The sequence below is a fragment of the Pseudomonas sp. 2995-3 genome, assembly GCF_002742565.1.
Taxonomy (GTDB): Bacteria; Pseudomonadota; Gammaproteobacteria; order Pseudomonadales; family Pseudomonadaceae; genus Aquipseudomonas; species Aquipseudomonas edaphica.
Map to the genome: position 1 here is coordinate 1 of NZ_LJSB01000097.1, position 229 is coordinate 229.

The 229-nt window shown below is 26.6% G+C and carries 1 protein-coding gene; it reads right to left on the bottom strand.

Annotated elements, in window-relative coordinates; all coding sequences use genetic code 11:
• Positions 1-229 (bottom strand): hypothetical protein (locus AOA62_RS32185; protein WP_218244068.1); only part of this gene is annotated, 229 nt, incomplete at both ends.

Genomic DNA, 229 nt, shown 5'->3' on the forward strand with positions numbered 1-229 from the left:
TCTTCATTGTAATAAGGCTGAATCACGTTTTTAAAACGTTTCAAAACATTTTCAAATTTAAAGTCACCATACATTTCATAAAAATCATAATTACTGATGTAATATAAAACATCTGAGATTTCTGATTTACTCAATTCTTGATTTAACCTTTCCATAATCCGATTATAGTGATAAGTACTTTCAATTAAGATAACTTTTTGTCCAAGTGTTTTTGCAGAAAGGATAAAGG